The sequence below is a fragment of the Flavobacterium adiutor genome (assembly GCF_048282555.1).
GTDB lineage: Bacteria > Bacteroidota > Bacteroidia > Flavobacteriales > Flavobacteriaceae > Flavobacterium.
In genome coordinates, this window is the sequence record NZ_CP182487.1 from 1,417,939 (window position 1) to 1,436,656 (window position 18,718).

Below are 18,718 nucleotides of genomic sequence, written 5' to 3' on the forward strand. Positions count from 1 at the left end.
TCAAAAGCGTAATGACTTTAAAACCAAATCTACTTAAAGCGTTTTTAGTAGGCGGAATCGTTTTTATATTCTCCTTTCTGATTCGTTTTGCTTCATTTGGGACTGCAATTTTCAATAAAAGGCTGTACATATTTTTCTTGTACTGTATGCTTTACAGCGTTGTATTATATATTGTTAATGCGTCTATTTTTACATACTTAGATAAGGTTTTTAAGGATAACAGATTTTCTAATAGACGAATCTTTATTGGATTTATAAGTTCCTTTTTTATTTCGATTTTTGTTATTTTCTTATTGAGGATTTTTACCAATGTGGTAATTGAAAAACGACCAATATTAACTTTTTTAGCAAATGAAGAAGCTTCGACTTATATAGAAAATTCAGTCATTACTTTTATTATCCTGCTTATTTTTCATGCACTGCATTTTTTTAAAATGTATCAGGAAAATAAAGTTATACAGCAAAAGATTATTGCGGGAACGGCAAATGCCAAATTTGAAAGTTTAAAAAATCAAATCGACCCGCATTTTCTTTTTAACAGTTTAAACGTTCTTAGTTCTTTAATTGAAGAAAATCCGGACAATGCACAGCGGTTTACGACTTCTTTATCTAAAATTTACCGATATGTTCTGGAACAAAAAGATAAAGAACTGGTTTCTGTAGAAGACGAACTGTCATTTGCGAAAACCTATATGAACCTGCTGAAAATGCGTTTCGAGAATAGTTTATTTTACGAACTGCCAGCTATAAACATTAATCCGGATGCCAAAGTGGTTCCGCTTTCCTTACAGCTTTTACTCGAAAATACGGTAAAGCATAATGTGGTGAGTGAGCAAAAACCATTACATATTAGAATTTTTATTGATAAAGATTATTTAGTTATACAAAATGATCTTCAGAAAAAAGAAGTTCTCCAGGACAGGCAAGGTGTTGGACTGCAGAATATTGTAAATCGTTACGGAATTATAACCGATAGAAAGGTGCTGATCGAACAAGATGAGAAAAACTTCTCGGTTAAGATTCCAATTTTAACAAAACAAATTACTGTTATGGATATAAGTACAGAATACAACGACGAAGCTAAAGCGTATTACAGGGCTAAAAAAAGAGTAGAAGAGTTGAAAGGATTTTATGGAAATTTAATTTCGTATTGCTGTGTGATTCCGTGTTTGGTTTTTATCAATTTACAGTTCTCACCTGGATTTCAATGGTTTTGGTTTTCAGCTTTAGGCTGGGGATTTGGTGTTGCGATGCATGCTTTTAAAGTTTTCGGTTACAGCTCTGACTGGGAAGAAAGAAAGATTAGAGAAATTTTAGAAAAAGAGAATAATCAAAAAACCTGGAAATAATGACCGATAAAAATCATCTTGAGGGAGAACGATATTATCAAGCTCAAAAAAGAGTAAAAGAAATTAGAGAGTTTTACGAACATTTAACGGTTTACATTCTTGTAAATCCTATTGTAATTGTGGTAAACATTATGACTTCGCCTGGATATTTATGGTTTATATGGTGTTTGATGGGCTGGGGAATGGCGATTGTTTTACATGGACTGAAGGTTTTTAGCTTTCCGCCTTTTTTCAATAAAAAATGGGAAGAAAGAAAGATTAGAGAAATTTTAGAAAAAGAGAATAATCAAAAAACTTGGGAATAATATGGAAACAAATTCTAATAATGACCCGGAGGAATACGAATTACAGCAATTGGCAAGCAAAAAAGTACTTAAGTTAAAGTCATTTTATAAACATACCTTTTTTTACTTCATTGCTTTAACGCTTTACCTTTTAAAAGAATATACAGAATTGCCGCTGCATTTCAGTCCGATTAATTTTCTAAATGATGTTTTAGTACATGACAAAATTATATTTTTCTAAAAATCAATAATATACAGGTTAATTAATTTGCAAAAAAGACTGATATTTCGTACATTATAGAATTATTACGACATAATTTTTATAATGAAGAATACCAGTCTTGAGTGTAAAGATACAGAGCTTATTTCAGTTTTACAAGGTCATTTCAAAGGGAAACTCAATTTAGCAAGGGTCAAGCTCATTTGTTTATTTATAACGGCTTTATGCAAAATAAAAACAGTTAATTATGATAGGTTAGCATCGGGATTTGATACAACCGCCAATAAAAATAGCTCTTATAGGAGGGTTCAAAGATTCATGAAGGAATTTGACTTTCCTATGAAAATAGTTTCTTCTTTGATATTCAATATATTACCGGTAAGATGCGATTTGGTATTGGTCTTAGATAGAACCAATTGGAAGTTCGGAACTAAAAATATCAACATTCTAATGTTGGGAGTCAGTTATAAAAATGTTGCATTTCCATTGATGTTCAAAATGTTGGATAAACGAGGAAATTCAGATATACAAGAGAGGATTGATTTAATCAAAACCTACATAGAATGGTTCGGGAGGCAAAGTATAGATTGTCTCTTAGCTGATAGAGAGTTTGTTGGGGATAAATGGTTAGAGTTTCTAAACCAAAACAATATTAGGTATTATATTAGAATCAGAAATAATTTCAAAATTTATTCTTATCAAAAACAGGAAGAGATTAAGGCTTTTTGGTTATTCAATAATTTAAAAATAGGCGAGTTTTACCACTATCCGAGAATTGTGGAGTTACATGGTCAAAAATGCTATCTTTCTGGGAGCAAGACCATTGCTAGGGATGGAAAAATAGAATTTTTAATTATTGTATCATTCAATAAACCAGAACAAGCAATGGTTTATTATAAACGAAGATGGCAAATTGAAACTCTTTTTAGAGGTTTAAAAAGTAGTGGTTTTAACATAGAAGACACACATGTGACGGATTTAAAAAGATTAGAAAAACTATTTTCTCTAACAATGATTGCTTTTGTATGGTGTTATAAAATTGGCGACTATTTGGATGAATGCATCCAGAAAATAATAATAAAAAAACATGGCAGAAGAGCAGTAAGTATTTTCAAGTATGGATTAGATTATTTGTCAAAATTTCTTTTGACAGGATTTAAATCTTTGGAAAACAATATGTTTTGCTTTTTGTCATGTACTTAAAAATGATGTAGTAATTATTATCTGGTCGGCGGTATATGTTGGATCAGCTATCGATATATTTGTCTCTTTCAGAGTTTTTGGATATGAATGGGAAGAACGTAAATTAAGAAGTCTTTTAGAAAAGAAAAATAAAACACAAAAATGGGAATAATCATGGAAATGAATTTTAATGAAGACGATAAATACTTTCAGGCAAAAAAGAAAGTAGAAAAAATGAAAGGATTTTACGGGAATCTGGTTGCTTATATATTGGTAAACGCAATTTTGATTTTTATAAATCTATATACTTCACCAAAATATTTATGGTTTTTCTGGCCTTTAATGTGGTGGGGAGTTGGGGTTGTCTTTCATGGATTAAAAGTTTTTGAAGTATTTCCGGTTCTTGGAAAAGGCTGGGAAGAAAGAAAAATCAAAGAATTCATGGAAAAAGAAAAAGAGCATAAAAATAAATGGAGATAATTTTTAAACAAAAGTAATATGGGACGTTTTAGAAGACAATTCTATGATGAGTTAGAAAGTGAGTATAAAAAGCACTATCAAAATGAATTTAACGGTGACGAAAGCTATAAAGCAGCATATAGAAAAGTAAAAAAAATTAAAGGATTTTATTCGCATTTGAGAATTTATGTAATCGTGAATTTAATTATAATTGTAGCTAATCTGAATAAGGATATTTTTTCTGAAGGGATTTACGCCAGCAGTTTAACAGATTGGCATACCTATTCTACAGCATTTTTCTGGGGTATCGGTTTATTAGCTCATGCAATATCTGTTTTCGGGCGTGATTTTTTCTTTAATGAAGACTGGGAGCAGAAAAAAATTCAAAAATATATGGAAAAAGAGGCAGCTAATGCAAAGAAATGGGAGTAACTTTGAAACACTATTTTTCTAAATTTTTACATTATAATAAATGATTACATTAATTATAGAAGACGAAAAACCAGCAGCAAGACTGCTGCAAAGAAAGCTTGAGAAATTAGATGTTACAGTAGAAAAGATGCTTCATTCGGTAGAAGAATCAGTAGAATGGTTTAGTAACAACCCGCATCCTGATTTGATTTTCCTAGATATTCAATTGTCAGATGGTTTATCATTTGAAATTTTTGAAAAAATAGACATTAAAAGTGCTATCATTTTTACAACAGCTTATGACGAATATGCGTTAAAAGCTTTTAAACTAAATAGTATCGATTATCTTTTAAAACCAATTGATGAAGATGATCTGGAAACGGCGGTTTCTAAATTCAAATCCCGAGTTCCGAAAACTACGACCGAAAGTTCAAATATGCAGTTAGATTTTGAACAGATTCGCCAAATGCTGTCTAATCCTTTTGAGAAAACTTATAAAAAAAGATTTACCGTTAAAATAGGTCAGCATTTAAAAGTTATTATTACCGATGAAATAGAATGTTTTTTTAGTGAAAACAAAGGAACTTATATTCATACTTATGACAATCGTGATTATCTCATTGATTCAACTTTAGAAATTCTGGAACAGGAATTAGACAAAAAGGATTTCTTTCGCGTAAGCAGAAAATTTATTGTACCGTTAAAAGCAATTAAAGAAATCCAGGTTTACACGAATTCACGTTTAAAAGTAATTTTACCTACTTATAAAGAAGATGAGGTAATTGTAAGCCGGGAAAAGGTTCAGGATTTTAAATCGTGGCTGGGATAAAATTGATTTGTTTTAAATGATTATTATTTTGGATGGATTGTCTGACGGATTGAAATCCGTCTCTACAATATGAATCATTCCTTCAGAATTTTAAAATTATGCAAAAAAGAGCCAAAGGCTTGGTTTATATTGTAGGGCCGGATTTCAATCCGGTTTAACGAAACGTATTTTTCCAAATATCATATATAAAAAAAGGGTCGAAATTTTTCCGCCCTTTTTCATATAATTATTTACTCAATCGATGCAATGTATACGTCATCGCACTCAAAAGGAAAAATGCCATAATCTGGTGAATTAATCCTAAAGCCAAAGGCACACTGTATAATAAAGTGAAAACGCCCAGGGCAAACTGAACAAAAACAAAAATCACCAAAATGTTAATTCCTTTTGACTGGGTATCGGTAAGTGAATATTTTTTGCTTTTGAAATACAGAAAAAGAATAATCGCCACTACTGCATACGCAAAAGTTCTGTGTACAAACTGAACACCGCTTTTTCCTTCAATTAAATTTTTGATTAGAGAAGACTGTTCAATAAAAACCGATTCATGAATAAATTCTCCGTCACTCATTAATGGCCAGTGATTGTGAATTAATCCGGCGTTAAGTCCGGCTACAAATCCACCATAAATAATCTGGATCAATAAAGCTACTAAAGCATATCTTGCGATTTTAAGAAGCGGAAGAATTTTATTGATGTTTCTTTCCGGATAAATCAGATCAAGCGCAACCCAAAGCGTGTAAGCAAAAGTGATAAAGGCGAAAGTGAGGTGCAGTGAAAGTCTGAAGTGGCTTACATCCGGATTGTCAATTAACCCGCTGCGGACCATAAACCACCCAAGAAAACCCTGAAAACCACCCATTGCCAAAAGAACAATGCATTTTTTAATGGTTGGAGTGTCTAGTTTCTTTTTTATTAAAAAGTAAACAAAAGGAACAAAGAAAACCAGTCCAATGATACGCCCGATGAAACGATGAAACCATTCCCAGAAATAAATGAATTTATAATCTGCTAATTGAAAATTGTTGTGAATATTGATTTTTTGATACTCAGGAAACTTTTTATATTCGTCAAAAGCGGCTTGCCATTTTGCATCAGTTAATGGTGGAAATGTGTCGGTTACCAAATGCCAGTCCGTCATTGATAAGCCTGAATTGGTTAAACGCGTGATTCCGCCCACGACAACCATTAAAAATAATAAAACACAACCTGATAGTAACCAAATGATTACTGATTTATTCTCTTTTTTCATTCTTTTCCGATTAATTCGATTTCGTTTGTTTTTGTAAGTTTGTTGATGTAAAATTTTGAAAAATAAAAACTCCCATATATAAAAGATGAAAATAGCATAATAAATTTTATTATCCTTTCAGTAATAGATGCATGGAATTCATTTCCAAATAAACTAATTAGAATATATTTTTCAAAAAAATAATATAGTATTGCAATTATAAAAGCTGAACCAACAGAGAACAAAAAATAAAGTATAATATGTTTAAGTCGTACCTTATCAATGTTTTTAAGCTTTCTATAAAAAAGTATATTAGTTGATAAAAAGACTGCTATAATAATTAACAAAAAGATTACTCCGATAGCTATCATTATTATTTCTTAAGAGTTAAATTTAACTTCGCAGCTCTTTTAATCACAAAATCATACGCGGCTTGATATTCATTAGGAATATCTCCTTCTAAAATAGCTTCTTTTACAGCTTCTTTTAAAACTCCAATTTCACGAGAAGGTTTCAAATCAAACATTTCCATAATTTCTTCACCGGAAATTGGCGGCTGGAAATTACGAACGTGATCACGCTCTTCAACTTCAACAATTTTCTTGCGGACAACTTCAAAGTTTTTATGATATTTCTTGAATTTCGCCGGATTCTTGGTTGTGATGTCTGCTGCACATAAAGTCATCAAACTCTCTACATCTTCTCCGGCATCAAAAACCAAACGGCGAACAGCGCTGTCAGTTACTATATCCTCTGCTAAAACAATCGGACGTGAACTCATGACTACCATTTTTTGTACAAATTTCAGTTTTTGATTTAACGGCATATGCAATCGTTCAAAGATTTTCTTTGCCATTTTTCCACCAAGAAATTCATGCCCGTGAAACGTCCAGCCTTGTTTTTTGTTGAAACGTTTTGTTGGTGCTTTTCCGATATCATGAAGCAATGCAGCCCAGCGAAGCCAAACGTCATCTGTATTAGGACAGATATTATCGACAACTTCAAGTGTGTGGTAAAAATTGTTTTTATGCGTATGGCCTTCAATTTCTTCTACCTGATTCAATGCTGTCAATTCAGGCAAAATTAAATCTAAAAGTCCGGTTTTATATAAAAGTAAAAAACCGGTTGAAGGTTTGTCTGTAGAAAGAATTTTATTCAATTCATCTACAATTCTTTCACCTGTAATGATTTTGATTCTTTCAGCATTTTTGGTAATCGCATTTAAGGAGTTTTCTTCAATTTCGAAATTCAATTGTGTTGCAAAACGAATCGCACGAAGCATACGCAATGGATCATCAGAATATGTAATATCCGGATCCAAAGGCGTTTTGATCGTTTTATTTTCTAAATCGGTTAATCCGTCAAAAGGGTCTAAAAGATCACCAAAGTTATTTTCGTTTAAAGATAAAGCCAGAGCATTGATTGTAAAATCACGACGGTTTTGATCATCCTGTAGGGTTCCGTTTTCTACAATCGGATTTCGGCTGTCTCGGTTATAGGATTCTTTTCTCGCTCCTACGAATTCAATATCCGTATCTTCAAAACGAAGCATGGCCGTTCCGTAAGTTTTAAATACCTGAACTTTTGGTTTGTTAGGAAGTAAATCAGAAACCTTTAAAGCTAATTCGATACCGCTTCCAACAGCAACAACATCAATGTCTTTTTTAGAACCTCTGTTTAAAAGCAAATCACGAACAAATCCTCCTATTACATAAGAGTCAACGCTTAATTCCTGAGAAGCTTTCGAAATGATATCGAAGATTTTGTTTTGTAAAGCAGTTTTGTAGTTTGTTTGTATGGCCACGAATTCACTAATTTTTTGAGTAAATGCAATTTGATTTCTGTCGAAATGAAATGCACGCAAATTTACAACATAGAAAATGCCTTTTATAATCTATCGCTCACTTTTTTGAAGAATTTCACATTTTGCAGCGTCGATTTTTATGAATTGGGAAAGGTTTGCCACGAATTGCACGAATTTCCACGAATTATTTTTTTTAGCCACAGATTAAAAGGATTAAAAAAGATTAAAAAAGATTAAAAATCTGTACAATCTTATTCTATATGTAGATAAATATGATTTACCACAAATTACACAAATTTTCACAAATTATTCTTTGAGGCTCTTTGCCACAGATTAAAAGATTTACATAGATTTTTCAACCATCTTCTGTAATCTACAGCAGAATTGAAAAGCAATTTGTGAAAATTTGTGTAATTTGTGGTTAAAACACATTTATACAACAATAAAACAAATCAATTGCAATAATCTATTTTTAAAATTTCAATTTGTATTTTTGAGTCATACAAAAACGTACAAATGAAAATTGTTATATCTCCGGCGAAATCACTGAATTTCGAAAAAGAATTACCAACATCTCAATATACTGAGCCTTCATTTTTAAAAGAAGCGAGAATAGTTCATAAAGTCGTAAAGCAAAAAAAGCCAGCCGAATTATCAGAATTAATGTCAATTTCAGAAAAACTGGCCGATTTAAACTGGAAAAGAAATCAGGATTGGAAAACGCCTTTTACACCCAAAAATGCCCGCCCTGCAGTTTATACTTTCGATGGGGACGTTTATACCGGTTTGGATGCTTATACAATTCCGGTAGATAAATTAGAGGCGCTGCAAGATAAATTAAGAATCTTATCAGGTCTTTACGGTCTTTTAAAACCATTAGATTTAATGCAGGCCTATCGTTTAGAAATGGGAACTAAAATGCCGGTTGGTGAATCTAAAAACCTGCATGATTTCTGGAAGCCAACAGTTACGAAAGCTTTAAACAAAGAATTAAAAAAAGATGAACTGTTCGTGAATTTAGCAAGCAATGAATATTTTTCTGCTGTAGATGTTAAGGCTTTAAAAGTACCTGTTATCACTCCTGATTTTAAAGATTACAAAGACGGAAAATTAAAGATGATCAGTTTCTTCGCAAAAAAGGCGAGAGGCATGATGGTTCGTTACATAATCGATACGAATGCAGAAACTATTGATGATCTAAAAGGGTTTAATTACGAAGGATATCAGTTTGATGCGAATCTTTCAAAAGAAAATCACTTGGTTTTTACAAGGTAAATTTTTAGGGAGAAAGGGGCAACGTTTTTTAGTAGAGAACCTAAGGCTCGGGACATATTTCAGGCAAGCATTTCAACCCTGATGATTTAAATAATATTGATGTAGATTTTAATCCGTGTTGATTTAGAAGATTTATTATAAAAACAAAAAAATAAACGCCGAATTCAACAATTAGAATTCGGCGTTTCTGCGTATTATAAAATTATTATTAGCATTAATGCATTGCGTCGGCTGCATTAATTTTGTTCTTCCCTTTTTTGATAAAGAGAATAATCGGTATGCAACATAAAAACATAACTCCCAGATAAAGGAAAATATCCATATAAGCCATTACAGTACTTTGTTTCATTACAGAAAGATCAATAGCCTGATAGGCTTTTTTCAAAGCGACATCAGCACTATATCCTTTTGCCATAAAAGCGTGCTGCATTCCTGAAATACGTTGCTGAACATCAAATTTTGCAGGATCTAAATTGTTGATTAGATTTACTCTGTGTTCCTGGCTAAAACGTGTAATGAAAGTGGTAATAATCGCAATACCAAAAGATCCGCCTAATTGACGCATCATTCCGGTAAACGCAGCTCCTTCACCAATCTGCTTCCCTTTTAAAGTTGAAAGAGAAAGTGTTGTAATAGGAACAAAAAGCAATCCCAAACCAACACCTCTTAAAATTAATGGCCAGAATAAATGTTCTTCACCTGTGTCAGGAGTCAAACGATTATGCATCATGAAAGTAAAGAAAAAGAAAATTAGAAATCCAACTCCCACCATATAACCCTGAGGAACGCCTTTTTGAATCATATTCCCAACAATAGGCATCATTAATGCAGTTGTGATTGATCCGGGAATCAGTAATAATCCGGCTTCAGTAGCTGTCCATCCTAAAATTGACTGTGTATAAATCGGAATAATCAAAGTTGATCCATATAAACCGAAGCCAAGAATAAAGCACATTACGGTTCCAATTCTTAAGTTTCCGTCTTTTAAAACACTTAAGTTTACAATTGGGTATTTATAAGTAAGCTCTCTCCAGATAAATAAAACCAATCCTAAAACTGCTACAATACTTAAGGTTATGATTAAAGAATCATCAAACCAGTCATCTTGTTGCCCGTGTTCCAGAACAAACTGTAAAGATCCAATAAAAGTAGCTAATAATATGATTCCCCACCAGTCAACTTGATTGGCTTTTAATTTTTCACCATATTTAGGGCTTCTTACAAATGAAATAGCTAAAACTGTAGCAATAATTCCTAACGGTATGTTGATATAAAAAATATAGGGCCAGGAATAATGTTCAACTAAATATCCCCCTAAAGGTGGTCCTAGGGTAGGTCCAACAATTACACCCATTCCATAAATCGCCTGTGCCATTCCACGTTTTGCTACCGGATAACTTTCTGTAATAATGGTTTGTGCTGTTACCAATAGTGCTCCACCGCCCATACCTTGTACGAACCGGAAAGCTACCAGTTCCCAAATATTGGTGGCATTTCCACATAAAAAGGAACAGACGGTAAATATTATGATCGAAGCCACAAAATAATTTCGTCTTCCAAATTGCTGCGATAGCCAGCTCGTCATCGGAATTACAATAACATTCGCAATTGCGTATGCTGTAATAACCCATGCAACATCGGTCAAGGTGGCACCAAGACTTCCGCGCATGTCTGTCAGTGCTACGTTTACAATCGTCGTATCTACAATTTCAAGCAATGCGCAAAGTACTGCTGTAATGGTAATGATGATACGTCTGAAACCGTATTCTACTAAATCGTCGTCTTGTACTGCTTTTGCCATTTATTTTATTTCAAATGTACATCTACGTCAACATTCATACCTGGTCTTAGTAATTTTACTTTTTCAGGATCGTTTGAAGAATCTAAACTGATTTTTACCGGTAATCTCTGAATCGTTTTTACAAAGTTTCCTGTTGCATTGTCAGGTGGTAATAATGAAAATCGGGATCCTGTTGCCGGTGAGAAAGAAGTTACAGTTCCTTTAAATTCGTAATTAGGGTAAGCATCGACTTTTAAACTTACTTTTTGTCCCACAACCATTTTGTTTAATTGTGTTTCTTTAAAATTAGCTACAACCCATGCTTCGTTATTATTAATGATATAAAATAAAGACTGACCAGGCTGAACCAATTGTCCCGGCTGAATATCAACTTTAGAAACCTGTCCGTCAATCGCAGCTGTTACAACTGTATAGGTAAGGTTTAATTTTGCTACTTCAAGCATTGTTTGTGCTTTTTTGATATTAGCAGCAGCTACTTCTGTTTGTTTGTCAGAAGCTTTAGATTTAGATTCGATAACTGATTTTTGGAATGAACTTGCTCTTTGTTGCTGCTCTAAAACGCGAACTTGGTTTTCGGCTTCTTCTTTTGCTGTCAATGCCTGCTCGTATTGTTGTTTCGTAATCGTATGCGTTTTATATAAATTATTATAACGGTTGTAATCGTTTGTCAATTGTCTGAGTCTGATTTTAGCACTTTCGATAGAACCGCTTGCAGATTTCATGTTCGCATCAGATACATTAATGCTTGCGTAGGCACTTCCGATATCCGCTTTTGCAGCTTCGTACTGACCTTCAGCTCCTAATAAAGCCGCTTGTGCTTCATCAATTTTTAACTGATAATCTCTTTTGTCAATTGTAAACAAAGTATCTCCTTTTTTTACAAAATCATTATCTTTTACATATACTTTGCTAATGTATCCCGATACGCGCGGAATAATCGGATTCATTCTTTTCTCAATTTGGGCATCATCGGTTTCTTCGTGTGCCTGAGAGTGTAAATATTTAGATATTCCGTAAGTTCCTCCCACTAAAACCAAAACGGTTAGTATGATGATGAATTTTTTATTTGTCTTTTTCTTTTCCATGAGAGCTAGCGATTATATTTTAGAAAAATTGAATGATTGAGATAATTGTCCGGATACCGAAAGTAATTCATAATACTTTTGGATAATAGTTGCTTTTGATAAAGCCGTATTAATTTTAGCGCTTAAATGTTCTACATCAGCTTCAACAAGATCATTAGTGTCAGATAAACCGTTGTCGAATTTGTCTTTTACCAGTCTGTAGTTTTCAGATGCCTGTTGTAGTGCTTCATTATAAACTACACTTTGATTAATGGCTAAGTCATAATCTTCAATAGATTTTTGAACTTCTACTTTGATGCGATCACTTAAAAGTGCTTCAGAATTTTTTACTTCCATCGCTTTGCTTTCAGCTTCTTTTACGTGAGAATTGTTTTTTAGAATTCCAGATAAATCATAAGAAAGACCAACGCCAAAATTCATGGCATATTTTACAGTAATAAAATCTTTTAGGTCGAAAGCTGTATAACCTCCTAATAAAGCTAAAGTTGGATAGTAACCTGCTTTTGCAACTCTAATATTAGCCTCACTTGCTTTAGATTGTAAACGAATAGCTTCTAAATCTTTTCTGTTTTCCAGTGCCAATGCATCAGATGTTGGGGCATTGTTTGTTTTTAAATTAAAGAAGTCCTGCTCATTAACCTGAAGTTTTACTGAAGGATCTAATTTAAGCAATGTTGTGAGATAAAAATTTATGTTATTGATGTTGTTATTCGTTTCATCAATAGATAATTGCGTTTTGGAAACCATCAATTGTGCTTTCAATAAATCATTTCTCGGGATAATTCCGTTTTTCTCTAATTCCGTAAAATCAGTTACACGCTGTTTCGCCTGTTTCTGATTTTCGTTTAAAAGGTCTAGTGTTTTTTGCGCTTTGTATAATGCCGTATAATAGGTAATTACACGAAGCGCAACATCTTCTTTCGTTTTAGCTGCATTTGCAGTTTCGGCTTCGTATAAACTTTCATAAGTATCAATACTGCTCTGAATTTTAAATCCCGAGAAGATTGGCAGACTAAGATTAGCCATTCCTAACATAGCGCGATCCGGCGATGCCATAGACTCAGAACTTGATCCGTCGTTATGAAGGTCGATAGAAGCTTTTCCTAAACGCTGGTATTGACCCGAAACTTTTAAGTCAGGGTACTGATTATTCTTAACTGACTGTAATTCGTATTTTTTTGTGTTTACCTTAGTGTTGGCAAGTGTAACTTCATTACTCTTTTCCCATGCGAGCTTAACGGCTTCGTCTAAGGTTAAACTTGTTTTTTCTTGTGCTTCTATTGAAGATATTCCGATAAAGAAAACTCCAAAGAGCATTAATGGACTAATTTTCATAAACAAGTAGTGCTTTTATAGTTTGTTGAATGTGCTTTTTAAGAGTGGTTTTGATGTAATTGTCATACAATTCTTCGGTGTTTAAATTCAGTAATTCTACGAAGAAAGGTTTATTCATATGAAAATGAAAAAAGGTTCCAATTATTGTAGGGGTAATAAGCGGAATGATGACATCCTTTCTAAAAACGCCTTTTTCCTGGCCCTGAGTAATAATGCTTTCTACAGATTTTAGATTTCCTTTTTTTAGCTCGGTAAAGGCGGTCATGCTCTTTTCTCTCTCTTTTGAATTAAGTTCAAAATGTAAAACTCTGAAAATTCCTTTGTTGCAATTGATTCTGGTAATATAAATTTCAATTAATTTATTGACTTTCTCAAGAGGCTCGATATCTTCCTGAAATAAATTTTCAAGTTTTAATTTTAAATCAGATGTTTTGTAGATAATCAGGGATTCCAGTAGTCGGTCTTTTGAACCAAAATAATACGAGATCATAGCCACATTAATTTTTGCAATCTTTGAAATATCCCGTATTGAGGTGCCTTCAAATCCCTTCTCAGAAAACAGCTTTTCAGCCACTTCCAGAATCTGAATTTTTTTGTCGTTTAATTCGATGTTTGACATGATAGTGTTTCTAATCGAATACAAAATTAAACACTTGTTTAATTTAAACGCTTGTTTAGTTTTGTTTTAACGCAATATTAACATAAAACAGTTTCGGTGTTTTTTGTCACTAATTGATTTTCTTAATTTAAAAAAAAAAGCCTGAAAAATCTAGTCTTTCAGGCTTTTTTTCGCAATCTTGTCATTTCGAGGAAGGAGAAATCTCGACAAGTAGCTCCGTAAAGTGAAATCCAATCTTTGTCGATTTTGCAACGAAGATTTCTCCTTCGTCGAAATGACAAACTAGAATTTTAATATCTATTTTACATTATCTGTAAGCTCTTTTTTCTTTTATATTTAATAATTCCATTTCAGAATTATTCAGTTTTAAAATCTTGAAATTGTATAGATTTTGTTTTTTAAATTTTACAGTAATTATATTGTTTTTTAAACTATAATTAGCAATTTCTTTATCAATAGTTTTTCCATTAGATATTAATTCAAAAATCAATGAACTGTCTTTTGTAAAAGTCGTTTTGTCTTCTATGTTTTTTTCAGTCGTATTTACTAAATCCTTCATCTTCCAACTTCCGATAAGTTTTTCGGTTTGGATTTTTTGACATGAAATTATTGAAATAAGAAGAATTATTACTACTAAATATTTTACGACTTTCATTTGAATCCAATTATCGAATCTCTCCAACAAACTCCTTGATTTTTCCAGAACCGTTTTCAGATAAATGTTTGATGAAAGCACTTCCAATAATCGCCCCTTTTGCATATTTCGTAGCCTGATTAAAAGTTTCTTTATTCGAAATTCCGAAACCAACAATCTGAGGATTCCTTAGATTAAGATTTGAAATTCTCTCAAAATATTCTTCCTGAACATTTCCAAAACCAGATTGTGATCCCGTAACACTTGCCGAACTTACCATATAAATGAATCCGTTTGAAACGCTGTCGATAAAACGAATACGCTCGTCTGAAGTTTGCGGTGTAATTAAAAATACATTGATTAAACCGTATTTTTCAAAAATAGCCTTGTATTGATCTGCGTAAACATCAACCGGAAGATCCGGAATAATTAAGCCGTCGATACCAATTTCGGCACATTTTTGGCAGAAAGCCTCCACTCCATATTGTAACATCGGATTAAAATACCCCATAATAATGAGTGGAATTTTTACGCTTTCGCGGATGTTTTTCAGCTGATCAAAAAGAATCTGAGTAGTCATTCCGTTATGAAGCGCCGATGTTGAACTCGCCTGAATGGTTGGTCCGTCTGCCAAAGGATCGCTGAACGGAAGACCTATTTCGATTAAATCCACGCCGTTTTTTTCTAAATCCTGAATAATCTGAACGGTATCGTTTAAGTTTGGATATCCTGCAGAAAAATAAATAGAAAGGATCTTTTTATCTTCTTGTAATTTTTGAGTTATTCTGTTCATTTTAATGTTTTATTTGCCCGCAAAGTTTTCAAAACCTTGTGGTATTGTCTTTTGTTAATTTAAATCTGTCAGTTTTTTTGAAAGTCCTGCAGATTAAATTAATCTGTTTTCAAATTAATTTTCAATATAAATCCATGCAACAGTTCCTGACTTCAGTGTTATTTCAACCCTTTTGTAGGCATTGGATTCGAATTGATCCGCTTTTGCCAGATCAGCACTGGAAATAGTGTAAACAATACCGTCAACTGTATCCGATGGATTTTCGCTTGGCGTTGCTACAAAATAGTCTTCTATTCCAAATTCTTCTTCTATTTGAAGGTCTTTTAATTTATAACCGGTTAACTGATCTGGTGTTCCGGTTAACAGTTTGTTGAAAACCTGCATCTGAATTTCTTTTGACTGTAATGTTCCGTAGGAGAATATCTGTTCCATAAATCTTTATTTTTTCTCGTTATTTGTTTGCGTTAGTAATGGGAGCGGCATCGCCCGATTAGAAAAACAAGGTTTTTGCCGTAGTTTTTGTTATCGGGAATTTAGCAGACAGTCCTCCCGATAGCGATCGGGATTGGGTAACGCCCAAAAATACAACTTTTATTACAATTTAAAATAGTCAATATAATTGTCTAAATCTTTGTCTCCACGACCAGAAAGGCTAATGACCACAACATCTGTAGGTTTGAATTTCTTTTGATCTAAAACGGCAAAAGCGTGTGCGCTCTCAATTGCCGGAATGATACCTTCTAGTTTTGTAAGCTGTAAACCTGCGTTCATTGCATCATCATCAGTTACTGAGAAAAATTCGCCACGTCCGGTTTGTGCCAAATGTGCGTGCATCGGCCCCACACCAGGGTAATCCAGACCTGCAGAAATCGAATAAGGTTCTGTAATTTGCCCGTCAGAGGTTTGCATCAGGAGCGTTTTACAGCCATGAATAACCCCCACTTTTCCTAATTTGCTTGTTGCAGCACTATGACCGCTGTCAACGCCTTTTCCGGCAGCTTCAACCGCAATAATTCCAACTTCTGGCTCGTGCAAAAAGTGATAATAGGTTCCGGCTGCATTACTTCCTCCGCCAATACAAGCGACTACATAATCCGGATTTTCACGTCCTTCTTTTTCTTTTAGCTGCCATTTGATTTCTTCTGAAATAATGCTTTGGAAACGTGTTACCATATCCGGATAAGGATGAGGTCCAATCGCCGATCCGATAATATAATGGGTGTCAACCGGATTGTTGATCCAGTCACGAATAGCTTCGTTTGTAGCGTCTTTTAGAGTTCTTGAACCCGAAAGAGCCGGACGAACTTCAGCCCCCAGCATTTTCATACGGGCCACGTTTGGAGCCTGACGTGCAATGTCTATTTCGCCCATGTACACAATGCATTGTATTCCCATTAAAGCGCAAACTGTTGCTGTTGCCACACCATGCTGGCCGGCTCCGGTTTCAGCAATAATTCTTTTTTTGCCTAAACGTTTCGCAAGCAAAATTTGCCCGATGGTGTTGTTTACTTTGTGCGCTCCAGTATGATTTAAGTCCTCTCTTTTAAGATATACTTTAGTATTGTATTTTTCAGACAAACGTTTTGCAAAATACAGCGGACTAGGACGTCCTACATAATCTTTTAGTAATTGGTTGAATTCGGCTTTAAAATCCGGTTCATCCATTATGCTTAGATATTTTTGGCGTAATTCTTCTACATTCGGATAGAGCATTTCAGGAATGTAAGCTCCTCCAAATTCTCCGTAATATCCTTTTTCGTCTACGTTAAAATTCATTTTGTTTAAAGTTTAAATGTTGATGATTTCAAATTTGCGTTTGAAATTGCTTAATAGATTTTTATTTTTCAGCCCTGGTTCGATTTCAAATTTACTGTTTATATCAACAGCATAAATAGGTAATTTACTATTTGAAATCTCTTCAATGGCTTTTAATTCATTCATTCCGATGCCTCCGCTTAAAAAGAAAGGCTTTTTCGAATTGTATTTTTTTAAGATGTTCCAGTCGAAAGTTGTTCCGTTGCCGCCGGGTAATTTTCCTTTGGTATCAAACAGAAAATAATCGCAGACATTTTCAAAAGGTGTAATGATTTCAAAATCAAAATTTTCATCTGTTGAAAATACTTTAATAATTTCGATTTTCTTTGGAAGTTTTTCTCTTAAATCTAAACAAAATTCAACCGATTCATTCCCGTGTAACTGAACGGCTTGTAAATGGTATTTTTCCACTTTTTCAAGAATTTCTTCCTTGCTTTGATTAACAAAAACACCAACTTTTTTGATGGTTCTGATCAGTTCTGGAACATCTCCGTTGCAATATCTCGCGGACTTTTCCCAGAAAATAAATCCCATATAATCGGGTAGGAGCGAACCTACTTCGAGAATATTTTCAGGATATTTCATGCCGCATATTTTGAGTTTCATTTCGTTGTGTTTTTTTACCGCAAAGTGCGCTAAGGTTTTTTGATTTTAATGATGTTTAAAAACGCTAAGTTCGCAAAGCTTTGTGATGATTTTATGCCACGGATAAAAAGGATTTTAATATCAGAAAATCTTTTTAATCTGCGAAATCTGTGGTAGCTTTTTATAACTGATTAATAAATTCTGTTGCAGCCCGACCTGCGTTATCGGTTTTCATGAAGTTTTCACCAATTAAGAAGCCTTTGTAACCATAAGGTTTTAATTCCTGAATGGCTTCTACAGATGAAATTCCGCTTTCAGAAACTTTTACAAATTCATCCGGAATTTGAGAAGCCAGTTCTTTGCTAAAATCCAGACTTACTTCGAATGTTTTTAGGTTTCTGTTGTTAACGCCAATCATGTCTAAAGTTGGCATAATTGATTTTTGTAGTTCTTCAAGATTGTGTACTTCAAGCAAAACTTCTAATCCTAATTGTTTAGCAAATTCAGATAAAGATTTGATTTCTTCACGGGTTAAAACCGCTGCAATCAATAAAATTAAGTCAGCTCCATGTGCTTTTGCTTCCAAAATCTGGTATTCGTCAACAATAAATTCTTTTCGCAAAAGTGGAATATTTACGCTCGCTCTGGCTAAAAGCAAATCGTCTAAAGAACCCCCAAAATATTTTCCGTCAGTCAAAACTGAAATTCCGCAAGCGCCTGCATCTTCATAGCCTTTAACCACTTCTTCAACCGTAAAATTGTTATTGATGATTGATTTTGAAGGCGAACGCCGTTTGTGTTCTGCGATAATTCCGGAGTTGCTTTCTCTTAATTTCTGACTTAGCGAAATAGTCTGTTTTCCAAAGAATATCGAAGCTTCTAACTGAGAAACCGGGATGATGGATTTTTTGAGAATTACTTCTCTTTTTTTGTCTATTATGATTTTGTCTAAAATGTTCATTGTCTTGATTTGTTTCAAGTTTCAAGTCTTTATAGTTTCACGTTCC

19 protein-coding genes and 1 pseudogene are annotated in these 18,718 nt (G+C 33.6%); 8 read left to right on the forward strand and 12 right to left on the reverse strand.

All coding sequences use genetic code 11. The features are described from left to right. The first annotated feature begins 11 nt into the window (after positions 1–11). The 7 genes from ACNC7R_RS06315 to ACNC7R_RS06345 all read left to right on the forward strand — a co-directional run bounded on the left by ACNC7R_RS06315 (position 12) and on the right by ACNC7R_RS06345 (position 4,734). Entirely contained in the window at positions 12–1,349 is a 1,338-nt protein-coding gene (locus ACNC7R_RS06315) for a 2TM domain-containing protein (protein ID WP_417940098.1), read from the forward strand. After that, a complete protein-coding gene (locus ACNC7R_RS06320; RefSeq protein WP_417940099.1) occupies positions 1,349–1,654 on the forward strand; it encodes a 2TM domain-containing protein in 306 nt (101 codons plus the stop codon). Before ACNC7R_RS06315 ends, ACNC7R_RS06320 begins: the two co-directional genes overlap by 1 nt. Position 1,655: 1 nt before the next feature. Continuing rightward, entirely contained in the window at positions 1,656–1,874 is a 219-nt protein-coding gene (locus ACNC7R_RS06325; protein WP_417940100.1) for a hypothetical protein, read from the forward strand. 84 nt (positions 1,875–1,958) lie between these two features. Further along, a complete protein-coding gene (locus ACNC7R_RS06330) occupies positions 1,959–3,056 on the forward strand; it encodes an IS4 family transposase (protein ID WP_417939753.1) in 1,098 nt (365 codons plus the stop codon). 153 nt (positions 3,057–3,209) lie between these two features. Next, a complete protein-coding gene (locus tag ACNC7R_RS06335) occupies positions 3,210–3,515 on the forward strand; it encodes a 2TM domain-containing protein (RefSeq protein ID WP_417940101.1) in 306 nt (101 codons plus the stop codon). Positions 3,516–3,533: 18 nt separating this feature from the next. Continuing rightward, the gene (locus ACNC7R_RS06340; RefSeq protein WP_417940102.1) at positions 3,534–3,926 is read left to right on the forward strand and encodes a 2TM domain-containing protein; all 393 of its coding nucleotides are present in this window, start codon (positions 3,534–3,536) and stop codon (positions 3,924–3,926) included. Positions 3,927–3,966: 40 nt separating this feature from the next. Then, on the forward strand, positions 3,967–4,734 hold the full coding sequence (locus tag ACNC7R_RS06345; protein ID WP_417940103.1) for a LytR/AlgR family response regulator transcription factor: 768 nt from the start codon (positions 3,967–3,969) through the stop codon (positions 4,732–4,734). A gap of 226 nt (positions 4,735–4,960) precedes the next feature. Here ACNC7R_RS06345 and ACNC7R_RS06350 read toward each other — a convergent pair whose 3' ends face one another. Both ACNC7R_RS06350 and ACNC7R_RS06355 read right to left on the reverse strand, forming a co-directional pair. After that, on the reverse strand, positions 4,961–5,986 hold the full coding sequence (locus ACNC7R_RS06350; protein ID WP_417940104.1) for a COX15/CtaA family protein: 1,026 nt from the start codon (positions 5,984–5,986) through the stop codon (positions 4,961–4,963). A 799-nt stretch (positions 5,987–6,785) separates the two neighbouring features. Next, a pseudogene (locus tag ACNC7R_RS06355) lies at positions 6,786–7,769 on the reverse strand (CCA tRNA nucleotidyltransferase); the annotation flags it as partial. 516 nt (positions 7,770–8,285) lie between these two features. Here ACNC7R_RS06355 and yaaA point away from each other — a divergent pair. After that, on the forward strand, positions 8,286–9,044 hold the full coding sequence (gene yaaA, locus ACNC7R_RS06360; protein WP_417940105.1) for a peroxide stress protein YaaA: 759 nt from the start codon (positions 8,286–8,288) through the stop codon (positions 9,042–9,044). A gap of 214 nt (positions 9,045–9,258) precedes the next feature. Here the strand turns inward: yaaA and ACNC7R_RS06365 are convergent, their stop codons facing one another. The 10 genes from ACNC7R_RS06365 to trpC all read right to left on the reverse strand — a co-directional run bounded on the left by ACNC7R_RS06365 (position 9,259) and on the right by trpC (position 18,672). After that, entirely contained in the window at positions 9,259–10,845 is a 1,587-nt protein-coding gene (locus ACNC7R_RS06365; RefSeq protein WP_417940106.1) for a DHA2 family efflux MFS transporter permease subunit, read from the reverse strand. Positions 10,846–10,850: 5 nt separating this feature from the next. Beyond that, on the reverse strand, positions 10,851–11,930 hold the full coding sequence (locus ACNC7R_RS06370; RefSeq protein WP_417940107.1) for an HlyD family secretion protein: 1,080 nt from the start codon (positions 11,928–11,930) through the stop codon (positions 10,851–10,853). Positions 11,931–11,942: 12 nt separating this feature from the next. Beyond that, positions 11,943–13,265, reverse strand: coding sequence for a TolC family protein (locus ACNC7R_RS06375; protein WP_417940108.1), 1,323 nt, complete (start codon positions 13,263–13,265; stop codon positions 11,943–11,945). Next, a complete protein-coding gene (locus ACNC7R_RS06380; RefSeq protein ID WP_417940109.1) occupies positions 13,255–13,884 on the reverse strand; it encodes a TetR/AcrR family transcriptional regulator in 630 nt (209 codons plus the stop codon). Before ACNC7R_RS06380 ends, ACNC7R_RS06375 begins: the two co-directional genes overlap by 11 nt. A 307-nt stretch (positions 13,885–14,191) precedes the next feature. Next, a complete protein-coding gene (locus tag ACNC7R_RS06385) occupies positions 14,192–14,539 on the reverse strand; it encodes a lipocalin family protein (protein ID WP_417940110.1) in 348 nt (115 codons plus the stop codon). Positions 14,540–14,549: 10 nt separating this feature from the next. Further along, the gene (gene trpA, locus ACNC7R_RS06390; RefSeq protein WP_417940111.1) at positions 14,550–15,311 is read right to left on the reverse strand and encodes a tryptophan synthase subunit alpha; all 762 of its coding nucleotides are present in this window, start codon (positions 15,309–15,311) and stop codon (positions 14,550–14,552) included. Between the two features lie 114 nt (positions 15,312–15,425). Beyond that, positions 15,426–15,743 (reverse strand): gamma-glutamylcyclotransferase family protein, encoded by a 318-nt coding sequence (locus ACNC7R_RS06395; RefSeq protein ID WP_417940112.1) that lies wholly within the window; start codon positions 15,741–15,743, stop codon positions 15,426–15,428. A gap of 162 nt (positions 15,744–15,905) precedes the next feature. Further along, the gene (gene trpB / locus ACNC7R_RS06400; protein ID WP_417940113.1) at positions 15,906–17,087 is read right to left on the reverse strand and encodes a tryptophan synthase subunit beta; all 1,182 of its coding nucleotides are present in this window, start codon (positions 17,085–17,087) and stop codon (positions 15,906–15,908) included. 12 nt (positions 17,088–17,099) lie between these two features. Further along, positions 17,100–17,732 (reverse strand): phosphoribosylanthranilate isomerase, encoded by a 633-nt coding sequence (locus ACNC7R_RS06405; RefSeq protein ID WP_417940114.1) that lies wholly within the window; start codon positions 17,730–17,732, stop codon positions 17,100–17,102. 160 nt (positions 17,733–17,892) lie between these two features. Further along, positions 17,893–18,672 (reverse strand): indole-3-glycerol phosphate synthase TrpC, encoded by a 780-nt coding sequence (trpC, locus tag ACNC7R_RS06410; protein ID WP_417940115.1) that lies wholly within the window; start codon positions 18,670–18,672, stop codon positions 17,893–17,895. Positions 18,673–18,718: the final 46 nt, after the last annotated feature.